This is a genomic window from Streptomyces sp. NA04227, from assembly GCF_013364195.1.
In the GTDB taxonomy this organism is placed as follows: domain Bacteria; phylum Actinomycetota; class Actinomycetes; order Streptomycetales; family Streptomycetaceae; genus Streptomyces.
In genome coordinates this window covers 6,720,365-6,734,197 of the sequence record NZ_CP054918.1, presented here as the reverse complement: position 1 = coordinate 6,734,197, position 13,833 = coordinate 6,720,365, and the positions used below count along the sequence as shown (strand labels likewise).

10 protein-coding genes are annotated in these 13,833 nt (G+C 69.9%); 8 read left to right on the top strand and 2 right to left on the bottom strand.

Translation table 11 applies throughout. The features are described 5' to 3' along the window. The first annotated feature begins 132 nt into the window (after positions 1–132). Entirely contained in the window at positions 133–1,119 is a 987-nt protein-coding gene (locus HUT18_RS28415) for a LysR family transcriptional regulator (RefSeq protein ID WP_176103382.1), read from the top strand. A 68-nt stretch (positions 1,120–1,187) separates the two neighbouring features. Then, positions 1,188–1,703: a VOC family protein gene (locus tag HUT18_RS28410; protein WP_176103381.1), complete on the top strand. Its 516-nt coding sequence runs from the start codon at positions 1,188–1,190 to the stop codon at positions 1,701–1,703. Between the two features lie 61 nt (positions 1,704–1,764). Here HUT18_RS28410 and HUT18_RS28405 read toward each other — a convergent pair whose 3' ends face one another. Then, positions 1,765–2,847, bottom strand: coding sequence for an ion transporter (locus HUT18_RS28405; protein ID WP_176103380.1), 1,083 nt, complete (start codon positions 2,845–2,847; stop codon positions 1,765–1,767). Positions 2,848–3,368: 521 nt separating this feature from the next. On the opposite strand from HUT18_RS28405, the gene HUT18_RS28400 reads away from it, so the two are divergent. The 6 genes from HUT18_RS28400 to HUT18_RS28375 all read left to right on the top strand — a co-directional run bounded on the left by HUT18_RS28400 (position 3,369) and on the right by HUT18_RS28375 (position 12,680). Continuing rightward, positions 3,369–4,067, top strand: a complete 699-nt coding sequence (locus HUT18_RS28400) for a transcriptional regulator (protein WP_176103379.1) — start codon at positions 3,369–3,371, stop codon at positions 4,065–4,067. Between the two features lie 105 nt (positions 4,068–4,172). Beyond that, a complete protein-coding gene (locus tag HUT18_RS28395) occupies positions 4,173–5,360 on the top strand; it encodes a DSD1 family PLP-dependent enzyme (RefSeq protein ID WP_176103378.1) in 1,188 nt (395 codons plus the stop codon). A 148-nt stretch (positions 5,361–5,508) separates the two neighbouring features. Then, entirely contained in the window at positions 5,509–6,477 is a 969-nt protein-coding gene (locus HUT18_RS28390) for a threo-3-hydroxy-L-aspartate ammonia-lyase (protein ID WP_176103377.1), read from the top strand. Between the two features lie 102 nt (positions 6,478–6,579). Beyond that, on the top strand, positions 6,580–7,068 hold the full coding sequence (locus tag HUT18_RS28385; protein ID WP_217710522.1) for a hypothetical protein: 489 nt from the start codon (positions 6,580–6,582) through the stop codon (positions 7,066–7,068). Positions 7,069–7,293: 225 nt separating this feature from the next. Next, positions 7,294–11,925, top strand: a complete 4,632-nt coding sequence (locus HUT18_RS28380; RefSeq protein WP_254878844.1) for an aminotransferase class I/II-fold pyridoxal phosphate-dependent enzyme — start codon at positions 7,294–7,296, stop codon at positions 11,923–11,925. After that, the gene (locus HUT18_RS28375) at positions 11,922–12,680 is read left to right on the top strand and encodes a class I SAM-dependent methyltransferase (protein WP_176103375.1); all 759 of its coding nucleotides are present in this window, start codon (positions 11,922–11,924) and stop codon (positions 12,678–12,680) included. Before HUT18_RS28380 ends, HUT18_RS28375 begins: the two co-directional genes overlap by 4 nt. A gap of 67 nt (positions 12,681–12,747) precedes the next feature. Here the strand turns inward: HUT18_RS28375 and HUT18_RS28370 are convergent, their stop codons facing one another. After that, positions 12,748–13,827 carry a GNAT family N-acetyltransferase gene (locus tag HUT18_RS28370; RefSeq protein WP_176103374.1) on the bottom strand — a complete coding sequence of 360 codons (1,080 nt, stop codon included), beginning with the start codon at positions 13,825–13,827 and terminating at the stop codon, positions 12,748–12,750. Between the last annotated feature and the right edge of the window lie 6 nt (positions 13,828–13,833).

Sequence of the window (13,833 nt, the reverse complement as noted above, 5' to 3'; positions counted from 1 at the left end):
CCGCTGAGCAGCAATTGCGGATATCCGCCGGAATTGCCCACCCATTGCATTGCCCCATCACCCCCACCGGAGAGAACAAAGGGGCTGCCGACGGCTGACGGCACGGCGGGCGCGGATCCTAGGATGCGGGCCATGCGTCTCGACGTACGGCATCTCGAACTCGTCCTCGCCATCCAGGAATCCGGCAGCCTCCGCAGCGCCGCGGCGCGCCTGCACCTCACCCAGCCCGCGGTCACCGCGCAGCTGCAACGCATCGAGAACCACCTCGGCGGCGAGTTGTTCGTACGGGCGCCGCAGGGCGTCGTACCCACCCGGGCCGGTACGCAGTTCCTGCGCCGGGCGCGGCAGGTGCTCGACGACATCGAGGGCCTGACCCGGTCGGTACGCACCACGCTCAGCCACGAGGCCGACTCCCCGGTCCGGGTGGGCGGTGTCCCGGCCCAGCAGTTCGGGCTCCTGCTGCAGGCGCTGAGCGAGATGTGCCCCCAGCGGGGCGTGACGAGCCGCACCGTGAAGAGCACGGCCATGCTCACCGCCCTGCTGGCCTCGGGCGAACTCGACGTCGCCGTGATGCGCCGCTTCCCCGGCTTCCCGCTGGACCTGCCGCCCGGCCTGTCCCACCGGGTACTGCTCACGGAACCGATCTTCACCGGGGTCTCGCAGGGGCACGCGCTCGCGAGTGCGGGCAGGGGTGAGGGAGAGAGCCCGGCCGGGATATCCCTCGCCGCCCTGGCCGAGGAGGACTGGGTGATGCCGCACCCCGACGACAGCGGCATGAACGACTACTTCGCGCGCACCTGCGAACGAGCGGGCTTCACCCAGCGGGTCAGACATCTCACCGACGCCTCGCACATCGCCTTCACCCTGACCGCCGCCGGGGACGCGGTCTGCCCGCTCTACCCGCTCGGCGGCGAACGGCCCGGAATCACCATGCTGACGCTGGCCGGTAATCCCCTTTTCCGTGAGGTGGTACTCGCCTGGCGCACGGACGGTGTCGTCGCCCCACTCGTCGACGAACTCTGCGGCCGCGTGGCCCACGGATATCTCGCCCTTGTCCGCACCAGCCCGGTCTACCGACAATGGTGGGACGAGGGCGGCGCGGAATTCTCCGTACCGTAGCGGCGTTGCAGTGATGTTGTAGGGGTGCATGACGGCACCCCCTGGAAAGTTCGGTCAGGAGATTCCCGATGGCGATCCGAGGACTCAATCACGCCGTGCTGTGGGTGCGCGACGCACAGGAAAGCGTCCGGTTCTACACAGAGATTCTCGGCTTCCGAGTCGTCCACCAGGGCGACCGCGTCGCCTTCCTCCGCGCCCCCGACTCCGACAACGACCACGACCTCGGCCTCTTCGAAACCGGCAACCACGAACGCGCGGCCGCCGCCCCCGGCCAACCCCCCGTCGGCCTCTACCACTTGGCCTGGGAGGTACCGACCCTCGCCGACCTGCGCACCTACGCGCAGCGCCTCACCAAGTCCGGCTCACTGGTCGGCGCCACGGACCACGGCACCACCAAGGGCCTGTACGCGAAGGACCCCGACGGCCTCGAATTCGAGATCTGCTGGCTGGTCCCGCACGACCTGATCGACGACGCGGCCAGGGCGCACAACGGCCCGCTGGACATCGAGGCGGACATCGCGCGTTACGGGGCGGATACGACAGGGGCGGTTTCGCGGGTGGGAGCGGCGGGCGGGGCTGGGTAGCGGGCGGCAAGCAGCGGCGAACTGTCCCCGAGGACACGGACGCCCGAAAACCCGAGTGCCTTCACGACCGCGTCTTGTCCATCTGATCGTCCATCTGATCGTCCATCTGACGCGGTCCTGAAGGGCGCCGTCCCCCGTTGATCGGCTTGGCGGCGGACTTCTCCGTCTCCTCGTACTTCCCTGTCTCCTCGGACTTCAGCTTCACGAGGGTCGCGCCGAGGGCGGCCTCCGCCTCGTCGAGAGCGCTACGGGCGGCGGTGATCCGCTCCCGCAGAAGAACCAGGTCGGCGGCGGTCCCGGCGACGCCCCCGTGGGCCCCGGCCCCCCTCTTCGACTTCATCGCCTCTTCGACGGCCGCCTGCTCCTCCAAGGCACGTGCCTCGTCAAGGGAGTTGAGGACGACACCGATGAGGACATTGACCAGCACGAAGGATCCGAGCAGCACGTACGAGGCGTAGTAGAGAAAGCTCCACCGCGAGATTTCGAGCCCGGCATGGACGGCGTCACCGAGTCCGTCCAACGTCATCAGCAGGAACAGAGTGAGTACGGCACGTCCGAGGGAACCGTAGTGCTCCGGGTCGGCGTCGGCGAAGAACACCCACCCGACCATCGCGTAGAAGTAGAGGACCAGCGCACCGACGAACAGAAAGCTGACGGTGCCGGGCAGACTGCGCCCAACCGCCACCAGAATGATGCGCAGTTGAGGCAGGAACCGCGCGGCACGCATCACGCGCGCCAGCCGCAGCAGACGCAGGATTGTGCCGTTCTCCCGGACGACGGGCAGGAAAACGGACAGGACTACGGCGAGGTCGAAGAGGTTCCACCGGTCGCGGAAGAACTCGGAGGGCCGGTCGAGATGCGCACCGACACGCAGCAGGATCTCCAGCGTGAAGACCGCCACGATGCTGTGCTCGGCGAGCCGTAACCAGCCCTCCCAACGTTCGAGAACACCGTCGTAGGTCTCGACGCCGAGCAGGACGGCGTTGGCCAGGATGAGGACGAAGACAGTGGTGGCGAACCAACGGGATTCGGTGAGGGTTCGGCAGCGGGCGGCGAGTGCGGTGCGGCGAGAAGTGGCGGTTTCGCCGGGAGTCGAGTCAGCGGTCGGACCTGTCGAAGGCGGTATCTGCGGCAAGTGCGGCATGCGCTTCCTCAGCGATCGGGGCACGGGGAAGTCGTCGAACAGCTACAGCGGGAAGGGGAGTTGACTGGTTCGAGCTACCGGTGACCAACGCCGCGGACCTCCAGCTCGCCGCATGGCATCTCTGTCCTCGTCGCATGTCCGTTTCCGCACAACAGCCCTGGAAGAGCCAACTCTCGGGACGTGACGATCAGTTGACGTCACTCGGAGACCTCCTGGCCCCAACCTCCCCTCGACTCCTACGCGTTCCGTGAACCGCAGCCATTTTGAGAGAAGGGCCGCGGTCGCCGTAACGAGAGGTTGACCAGGTTCACTCATACGAGTGATGGAGGGGATATCGGCAGATCAAGGCCACATCGAACCCCTCCTCACACATCCACCCGCATCAGGGCAGGAGCGGCAACGGCGCGCGTCCATCGCCTCCCACCAGGCAGGCACACCTGGACAGCGACAGCGAAGCGGCTTAGCCTTCTTGTCTAAGGTTGGAAATTTAGTAGAAGGCACTCAGGGAGAGCGGCACCTTCATGGACTCTCGCGCGGGCAGAGGTAGGACCAGCGAGCCGGAGCCCGAGCCGGACCGTGACCATTCGGGCCCCCTCACCTCCGCCGACGAGCACCTCATCCACGAAGCCGAGAAGATCGCCGTCGCTCTCGGCCGTATGTTCCCCGGCCTGTGCGAAGTCGTGCTGCACGATCTGCGGGACCCACACAACGCGGTGCGAGCGATCGAGAACAACCTCTCGGGGCGGCAAGTCGGTGATTCGGCAACCGAGTTGGGGCTGGCGCGGATCGCGGACCCGGAGTATCCCAGTGTCATCCAGAACTATCCCAACCGGTTTCCGGACGGACGGCCGGTCAAGAGCACGTCGATCGGTATCAAGAACGAGGCGGGCCAGTACATCGCCGCGCTGTGCCTGAACCTCGACGTGTCCGTGCTGTCGCCGGTGACGCTCGCCCTGTCGAACCTCGTGGCCACGGACACGGATCACGGCGCGCAGCCCCTGGAGAGTCTGCGGGACCGCAACGCGCGCGAGCTGCGCCAGGCGGTGGAGACGTGGTCCGCCGAGCGTGCCGCCACACCCCGGTCGCTGAGCAGGGAGGACAAGAGGGCCCTGGTGAGGCAGTTGCAGCGCGACGGCTACTTCGACTCTCGCGACGCCGCGCAGACCATCGCCGGCCTGCTCGGAGTGTCCCGCGCGACCGTCTACAACTACTCCAAGTGACGTGCACCGCAAGGAAGTCCGTAGGACGGCAAGGAAGACGGTGAGGAAGACGGTGAGGAAAGTGGCACTGGTGAAGTCGAAGTCGGACGTCTCCCTGTGAACGCCGTGCCGAGTACCACCGCGTCGAACAGTGAGCCCTTCGCCGCCGAGCGGACGCTGGCCGATCCGGAGACCCCGTTCGCGGTCGTCGACGTGGACCGGGTGCTGCGCAACATCGAGCGCCTGCGGGCCAGGACGGAGCGGCTCGGTGTCACCCTGCGTCCGCACATGAAGACGGCCAAGAGTCTGGACGTCGCCGCGCTGCTGCACGACGGGCGGCCCTGTCCGGTCACCGTTTCCAGCCTCGCCGAGGCCGAGGCCTTCGCCGACGGGGGCTACACCGACCTCACGTACGCCGTCGGCCTCGCCCCGCACAAGCTTCCGCGCGTGATCGCTCTGCTGCGTCGCGGGGTACGTCTACGGGTCCTGTTGGACAGTGCCGAGCAGGCGAGATGTGTTGCCGAGGCTTCCCGTAAAGCCGGGCTGACGGTCCCCGCCCTGATCGAGATCGACTGTGACGGGCATCGCGGCGGGCTCACGCCCGAGGCGGCCGAACTGACCGCCGTTGGCGGGATGTTGGCGGACGCGGGCTGTCTGGACGGGGTGCTGACCCACGCGGGTGAGTCGTACTTCGCCCGCACCGGCGAGGAGCGGCGGCTGGCAGCGGAGAACGAGCGGGACGCCGCCCTCACCGCGGCCGGGCGATTGCGCGCGGCGGGCCTGCCCGTGGCCACGGTCAGCGTCGGGTCCACCCCGACCGCCCATGCCGCCGAGGACCTCACCGGAGTGACCGAACTCCGGGCGGGCAACTACGTGTTCTTCGACCTGGTCATGGCCGGGCTCGGCGTCTGCCGCCTCGACGACCTCGCGCTGTCGGTGGTCGTCACCGTCATCGGCCATCGGCCCGAGTTCGGGTGGATCGTCACCGACGGCGGCTGGATGGCCATGTCCCGCGACCGCGGCACCGCCGCCCAGGACCGGGACCAGGGCTACGGCCTGGTCACCGACCTCTCCGGCCGCCTGATCCCCGACCTGGTCATGACGGCCGCGAGCCAGGAGCACGGCACACTCACCACGCGCAACGGATCCGAACTGCCCCAACTGCCCGTCGGCACCCGGCTGCGCATCCTGCCCAACCATGCCTGCGCCACCGCCGCCCAACACCGGGGATACCGCGTCACCGACAGCGCCCGGCGCCCGACCGGCCCGGTACCCGCGATCGAGGCCTACTGGCCGCGCGTCTCCGGCTGGTGAGCCACCAGCCACCACATCAACTCGCGGACACACAGCCCGACTTACTCGCCCCTCCCCCTCTCCGCACCTCTCCCCAGCCTCGCCCCCTGCACCTCACCCCCTTTCCCCCCTCACTTCACCTCACCTCACCTCACCGGGAGGACCCACCATGTCCGATGCACCCCCCGTCTCGATCGACGACGTCCGCCGGGCCGCCGCACGTCTCGAAGGCGTCGCCCACCGCACCCCCGTGCTCACCTCCCGCACCCTGAACTCCCTTGTCGGAGCGGAGATGTTCATCAAGTGCGAGAACTTCCAGCGCATCGGGGCCTTCAAGTTCCGCGGTGCCTACAACGCCGTCGCCCAACTGCCCGCCGAACAGCTGGCCAAGGGCGTCGCCGCCTACTCCTCCGGCAACCACGCCCAGGCAGTCGCCCTGGCCGCCCGCGAGTTGGGCACCACGGCGGTCATCCTGATGCCCGAGGACGCTCCCCGCTCCAAGCGGGAGGCGACGGCCGGATACGGCGCGGAGGTCGTCACCTACGACCGCTACGCCCAGGACCGCACCGCCCTCGGTGAGGCTCTCGCCGAGGAACGCGGGTTGACCCTGATTCCGCCGTACGACCACCCGCACGTCATCGCGGGACAGGGCACCGCGGCGCTCGAACTCCTCGCGGAGACAGGCGAGTTGGACGCACTGGTCGTGCCGGTCGGCGGGGGCGGCCTGATCGCGGGCAGTGCCACCGTCGCCACCGCGCTGCACCCCGCGATCAGGATGGTGGGCGTCGAACCGGCGGCGGGCGACGACACCAGGCGCTCGCTGGAGAGCGGAGTGCGCGTGACCATTCCCGTGCCGCGGACCATCGCGGACGGGCAGGCCCTGCCCACTCCCGGCGAGATCACCTTTCCCATCAACCAGCGCCTGGTGGACTCCGTCACGGTGGTGAGTGACGAGGAGATCGTCTCGGCCATGCGCTTCGCCTTCGAGCGTCTGAAGATCGTCCTCGAACCCAGCGGCGCGACCGGCCTGGCCGCCCTCATGGCGGGGCGGGTCGAAAGCCTCCCCCGCCGGGTCGGCGTCATCGCCTCGGGGGGCAACATCGACACCGGGCGGTTCACCGAACTCATCGGCGGCTGAATCCAGTTGCGGGGACGGGGGGACAAGCCGGTCGGGTCGGGTCCCTGGGGCGGTCACTAAACCAGTGGCAAGCCCCCTCGCCCGTCGCCTACGGTGCCGCGCATGCGCGTCACTTTCACCAAGGGCCCCGGTACGAGCTACACCATCGCCGTGGACCGCGAGACGGGCGTCGCACTGGCTCCGCGCAACGGTCCCGGCGGCCACCCGTACCTCCCGCACGACCTCGTGCACTTCCTGGTGGAGGCGGAGGCCGACATCGCGCTCGGGGTCTTCGGCCAACTCGCCGCGGGCGACAACGGGATGTTCTGGCCCGCCTCCCCCGACGAACGCGTCAAGGCCGCCCGCCGCCGCAAGTCGAAGGGCCGGCAGACCTCGCCCCGGGGCTCCGCCGACATGGCCAGGTCGGAGGAGCTCGCGGGCATCGCCCTCCCCGTATGGGAACTGCGGCGGAGGCACGCTCAGGAACTCCCCGCGTATGTGAAGGCGGCGAGCATTCCGGCGGTCGTCGAGCGCATCGTGGACCGGTTCGACGAGTATGCGGACAACTGGCACGCGTTGCCTGTCGGAGGGTCGATCACGCTCAACTGGTGAGACCCGTATAGCGCCGGACGGTCCACCGCTCGCCCCGCACCCCCGGCGTCCCTTGCCCCACCCGCCGATCAGGCGCAACCTGGAATGGGTGCGGGTCGAAATCCGCACCGGAAGACCGTGGTGACCCGTGAACACGGCTCCACCGGGAGTGACGACTGCGCGGCACGGCCGACGCATCGAGCCTCGGTAAATCCCTCCGCTTCGAGGCGGTGACGGAAGTGGACGATGAAGGCCCGTGACGATGCACCGGGCGACCGTGCGGGCAGCAGACCGCCGTCCGTGAGCGGCCGCGCCGGTACCGAGGATGCCGACCGGCGGCGGGAGCTCGCGCGTCGGCTGATGATCGTCTACGGCGCCTTCGTCACGGTGCCGGTCGTCGTGTACTTGACGGTGCCGGCGCTGCACACGGTCAGTTGGGCGATCATCGGTCTCGCCGGGGTCGCGGCCATTCTCACCGGGGTCCGGCTGAACCGGCCCGCCCGGCGGTGGCCGTGGATCATGCTCGCCTGCGCGAACCTGGCCTTCACCATGGGGGATACGGCGTACAACCTGATCAAGTCGCTGTACGACGAGCCCAATCCGTTTCCCTCGGTGGCCGATGTCTTCTACCTGACCACCTATCCGCTGTTCGCGCTGGGGATCCTCGGCTTCATCCGGCTCCGTTACCGCAACCGGGATCTGCCCAGCCTCTTCGACGCCCTGATCCTCGCCTGCGGTATGGCGCTGCTGTGCTGGGTGCACCTCATCAACCCGCTGAGCGAAGTACCCGGGGCGCCCTGGACGGAGCGCGCGATCTCGCTGGCCTATCCGCTCGGGGACGTGCTGATCCTGGTCATGGTGACCCGGCTGCTCGCGCTCGGGAGCCTGCGCGTGCGCAGTATCCAGCTGCTCGCCCTCGGCACACTCGGGATCCTGTTCTCGGACATCGTCTACGGCCTGCTCCAGCTCGAGGGCACCTGGCAGGTGGGCACCCCGCTGGACCTGGGGTGGGTGGTCTTCTTCACCGCCTGGGGCATGGCCGGGCTGCACCCGTCGATGGTCTCCCTCACCGAGCGCGCCACTCCTCGGCCGCTGAGCATGACCAAGGGCAGGGTCGCCCTGCTCGGAGGTGCCGCGCTGGTGGCGCCGGGCGTGCTGATGGTGCAGGCACTGCGGGCGCGGCAGGACGACAGCGCGTTCGACGAGGCCGTCATCTCCGCCTTCTCCGCCGTGACGTTCGTACTGGTCCTGGCGCGGCTGTGGGGCGTGGTGGCCGAGCACCGCAAGGCGGTCGCGCGTGAGCGGGGGCTGCGGATGGCCGCCGCCTCGCTGGTGGCCGCCGCGAGCCGGGAGGAGGTGGCGCGCGCGATCGAGGCCGCGGCCGCCGCGCTCGTCGGCTCCTCGGTCCGCTACCAGGTGGCGACGCTGCTCATCGAGCGCGGGCAACTCGTGAAGTGGGTGGGCAACGGGAACCGGGAGGAAACGCTGCCGAGCACCGCGGGCAGCTCGGGCGAGCGGATCTGGGCGCTGGTCCACGAGGAGGCGAGAATCCTGCCCGTGGAGCGGCTCGGGCCCGAACTGGCCGCCCGGCTGCGGCCGTTGACCCATGTCGTACTGCGCCCGCTCTCCGCCAAGGCGCCCTCGGGCACCGGACCGCCGACGGGCGCCCTGCTCCTTGCGGCGCCCGAGAAGACCCTGGACGAGTTGTCGGCGGCGCTGCGCTCGCTGGCCGCGCAGGCGGCGCTGGCGCTGGCGCGGGTCAGTCTCAGCCAGGAGATCACCCGGCGCAACAGCGAGGCGTACTTCCGTACCCTCGTGCACAACGCCTCGGACGTCATTCTGATCCTCGACGACGACGACGGCATCCGGTACGCCAGCCCCTCGGCCGAGGTCATGTTCGGGCGGAGCCTCGCGGGGGCGCCGCCGCTGGCCGGTCTGGTCGACCGGCAGGACGCGGAGCGGGCCGTCACGACCCTGTCGCGCTCGCGGGACAGCGCGGTGGACCTCAGCGACCAGTGGCGGGTCCGGCGCAACGACGGCAGCCAGGTCGAGGTGGAGGTGCGGTGCAGCAATCTGCGCGCCGAGGAGACCGTGCGCGGGCGGGTGCTCACCCTGCACGACGTGACCGAACAGCGGCAGCTCGAAAGGGAGTTGATCCATCGCGCGTTCCACGACTCGCTGACCGATCTACCCAACCGGACCCTGCTCATGGAGCGCACCGAACGCGCGCTGCTGCGTGGCCGCCGCGACTCCACGCTGACCTGCATGCTCTTCGTCGATCTGGACGATTTCAAGGTGGTCAACGACCTGCTGGGGCACTCGGTCGGGGACGAACTGCTCGTCGCGATCGCGCGGCGGCTGAACGGCACCCTGCGGCTGAGCGACACGGCCGCGCGGCTGGGCGGCGACGAGTTCGCGATTCTGGTGGAGGGCGCCAGGCGCCCGGAGGACGCCGACCGGCTCGCCGCGCAGATCGTGCACGCCCTGGACCGGCCGGTACGGCTGACCGGCGGGACGACGACGGTGTCCGCGTGCATCGGCGTGGCCACCGCCCGTGACAGCTCCGGGGCCGAGGAACTGCTCGGTCACGCCGATCTCGCGCTGTACGCGGCCAAGTCGGCGGGCAAGCGGCAGTGGCAGCGGTTCCGGCCCGATCTGCACGCCGGGATGGCGGAGCGGCAGGAGCTCCGGGCGGGTCTGGAAGGTGCCATCGCCGACCGGAGTTTCGCGCTCTGGTACCAGCCGATCCTGGACCTGAACACCGGTGAGGTCACCGCGTTCGAGGCGCTGGCCCGCTGGCGGCACGCGCGCCGCGGGCTGGTACCGCCGCTGGACTTCATCAGCCTCGCCGAGGAGACCGGCCACATCGTGCCGCTCGGTGACTGGGTCCTGGACAACGCCGCCGGGGAGCTGGCGGCCTGGCAGCGCTCGCATCCCGCGCAGGAGCCCCTCTCGCTCCATGTCAACGTCTCCCCGCGGCAGTTCCGCGACTCGGGCTTCATCGACCATGTCGAGCGCACCCTCGCCACTTCGGGGCTGGTGCCTGGCTCGCTGGTCCTCGAACTCACCGAGTCGGTGCTGATGCAGCACGACGAGCAGATCGTCGCGGCCATGCACCAGCTCAAGCAGCTCGGGGTGGCGCTGGCCATCGACGATTTCGGGACCGGGTTCTCCTCCCTGAGCTATCTGCGCGAGTTCCCCATCGACGTCCTCAAGGTCGACAAGTCCTTCATCGACAACATCGCCACGGACGGCCAGCAGATCGCCCTGGTCGAGGAGATCGTGCGCATCGCCGACGTCCTCGGACTGCGGGTCATCGCCGAAGGCATCGAGAACGAGGGGCAGCGCGATCTGCTGACCGCCATCGGCTGCCGGCACGGTCAGGGCTTTCTCTTCGCGCCTCCGGTACCGGCCCCGGAGGCGGAGCGGCTGCTCACCTCCGGCACGGCCGGGGGTGTGGCGGCGGCCCAGGCCGAAGGGCCCGCGGAAGGCGGCATCGAGACCGCGGACGGGGCGGTGGCCTCGGCGGGAGCGGGGGCGCCGGCGAGTTCGGAGCGGCGCTGGGGCGACCTCGCCCGTCTCCAGCGGTCGAATCCGATGTGCGACGCGGTGATCGACGAGGTGCGCGGCAGACGGCTGCGCAGCGGTGACCAGTGGCTGAGCGACTTCGCCTCCTGCAACTACCTCGGCTTCGACCTGGATCCGGAGATCATGGACGCCATCGACGGCCAGGTCCGGCGCTGGGGCACCCACCCGAGCTGGTCCCGGCTCATCGGCAACCCGCGTCTGTACCCGGAGATCGAGGACCGTGTCAGCGAGTTGCTCGGCGCCCCGGACACCCTGTTGCTGCCGACGATCACGCTGATCCACGCCTCCGTGATCCCGGTCCTCGCGGGCCAGGGGCGCGTACTGGTCGACACCCGCGCACACCGCACGGTCTACGACGGAGCCGTGGCGGCCCGCGGCCAGGGCGCCTCGCTGTACCGCTTCCACTCCGCCGACCTCGACGAGCTCGACCACCTGCTGCGGTCGGCCCCCGGCGGGGAACCCACGCTGGTCTGCATCGACGGCGTCAACAGCATGACCGGCAACATCCCCGACCTGCACGCCATCGTGGAAGTCTGCCGCGGCAGGGACGCGCTGCTCTACGTGGACGACGCGCACGGCTTTGGCATCATCGGGGAGCGCAACCCCACCGAGACCAGCCCCTACGGCAGCCGGGGCAACTGCGTCGTGCGCCATGTCGGGGAGAGCTACGACAACGTCATCCTGGTCGGCGGCTTCTCCAAGGCGTACTCCTCGCTGCTCGCCTTCATCACCGCACCGAGCCGCCTGAAGGAGCATCTGAAGGTCGCCGCGGCGCCGTATCTGTACTCCGGGCCCTCCCCCACCGCCTCGTTGGCGACGACCTTGGCCGGGCTCGACGTCAACGACCGCCGTGGGGACACCATCCGGGGCGATCTCTACCGCAAGACCGCGCGGGTGCTCGCCCATGTGCGCGGGCTCGGGCTCGCCACCCCCAACGCGGACGGGCTGCCGATCATCGAGATCCAGCTCGTGGAGGCCTCCGACATCGACGCCCTCGGCACGTATCTGTGGCAGCGCGGCATCTACGTCACCCTGGCCGCCTATCCGCTGGTGCCGCGTCATCAGGTCGGGTTCCGTATCCAGGTCACGGCGGCGAACACGGACGAGGAGATCGACGAGCTCAACTCCGTACTCACCGATCTGATGCAGCGGTTCCCGCTGAAACGGGCCGGTGAGGAGCAGGGGCCGGGACCTGGACCGGGTACGGCACGGCCGCCGGGTTCCGCGGGCTCCTGGTCTCCCGTCCGGTCCCGAAGGGGAGCGCCGAGCCCGTCCAGGGGGCGGCGGTGACACCGCCTTCCGCACCGCGCCCGAGGGCCAACTCCGAGGCGGACTGGGACCGTTGGCCGGTGGACGCGTATCTGGACCAGAACTACCGTGACATCCATCCCGGTGACGCCGCGGTGATCCGGCACCACTCACGCGTCTACCGGGAGATCGCGCCGGGCGGGCTCCGGGCCAGCGCCGAGTGCGGGGCCGGGCCCAATCTGTATCCGCTGATGCTGTCCGCCGCGGCCAGTCGCCGGGTGGACGCGGTGGAGCCCGGTGCGAGCAACCGGGCGTATCTGCGGCGGCAGTTGACCGAGGGTGCGGACGCGAGCTGGCTGCCGTTCTACGGACTGTGCCGCGGTCTCAATCCGGCGCTGCCGCCGACGCTCGACGAGGCTCTGCGGCGGGTTCGCGTGGTGCCGGGCAGTCTGGAGAGTCTCGCGCCTCAGACGTACGACCTGGCGTCGATGCACTTCGTGGCGGAGAGCGTCACCGAGGATCCGGCCGAATTCGCCGCGCTGTGCCGGGCGTTCGTCCGCTCGGTCCGTCCCGGCGGGCGGCTGGTCGCCGCCTTCATGGAGAACATGCCCAGCTATCGTCTCGACGCCGAACGGGTGTGGCCCGCCACCCGGGTGGACACGGCGGTGATCCGCGCGGTGTTCGCCCCGCTCACCGACCGGCTGCGCATCGACCGGGTGCCCAAGGACCGCAGCCTGCCCGAGTACGGGGACACCGGCATGGTGCTGTTGAGTGCGGTACGGCCGCCCGCACGGTGACGTGAGCGGCGTACCGGTGAGGTGCGCGGCGTACGGCCTACCGCCGGTCCCAACGCCCGGCGTGCGCTCAAGTCCCTTGCCACATGCGGGGAAAGCGGCGCAGTGTCCGCAGGGCCAGGTCCCGCAGCATCGGGTTGTCAGCCACCGCCGCGCGCAGCCGGTTCGCGGACTCGACCTGGGCGCGGCGCACCGTCGCGGGCAGGGTGTCGCGGGTCGCCCAGCCCTCGGTCACGGTCAGGGCGGTCGACTTCACGTGCTGCTTGTAGTCCTCCTGCCCCTTGCCCAGCTCCAGCCAGTCGAGGTCCTCGTCGGCGGCGGCCCGTGCCAGTTCCATCAGCAGCATCCGGCCGGGCGAGTAGGCGGACACCTCGGGGTCGAAGGAGGAGAACCAGTAGTGGAGCACCCGCTCGGACCTCAGGCCGAGGTGGACGGCGATCGGCCGGTCGGCGGCGTACAGGGTGGACAGGACGCCCGTACACGTGGGCGCCCGGGTGCGCCGCAGTTCGTCCAGAAGGTCCACCACCCAGGGCCGGGAGAAGAGGTCGACCTGGTTCTTGTCCCGGTACTGCCCGGACTTCCACCGCATCAGCGTGGCGAGCATGCGGGGGTCCTGATCGTCGAACTCCAGCCGTACGGGTCCCAGTCGGCGCTCCAGGCGGCGCCGCTTCTTGTCCAGGGACTTCGCGCTCTGCGGTGCCCGGCTGCGGTAGCCCGCCAGATAGGTGTCGAAGCCCTCGCGCAGATCCAGCACCGGGGACTCACCGCGGTGCACGACTCCGTGCTCGAACGGCCACTGTCCCGCGGCGAGATGGTCGAAGCGCCAGAGCTGGAGCCCGCAGGCGCGCAGCAGTTCGCGCGGCTCCCAGTCGAGTCCCGGGGTGTGGACGAGTCCCTGCCGGTCGCACAGACCCTCGCCGATGGGGACGCCCAGGCCGAGGCGGTGCCGCTCGAAGGGGAAGAAGCCGACCTCGCCGGTACCGTCGCTGAGCACGGCGACCCGGGCGCCGGGCCGTTCACGGCCGACGGCCAGGGTGAACTCCGGTGCCAGGAACGGACTGTCGAGTCCGGGGTCGGCCCGCTGGAAGTCGCGCCAGGCGGTCAGTTCGGCGGGGCCGAGTTCGTCGGGGGTGATCACATCTACTGTCATGGCTGC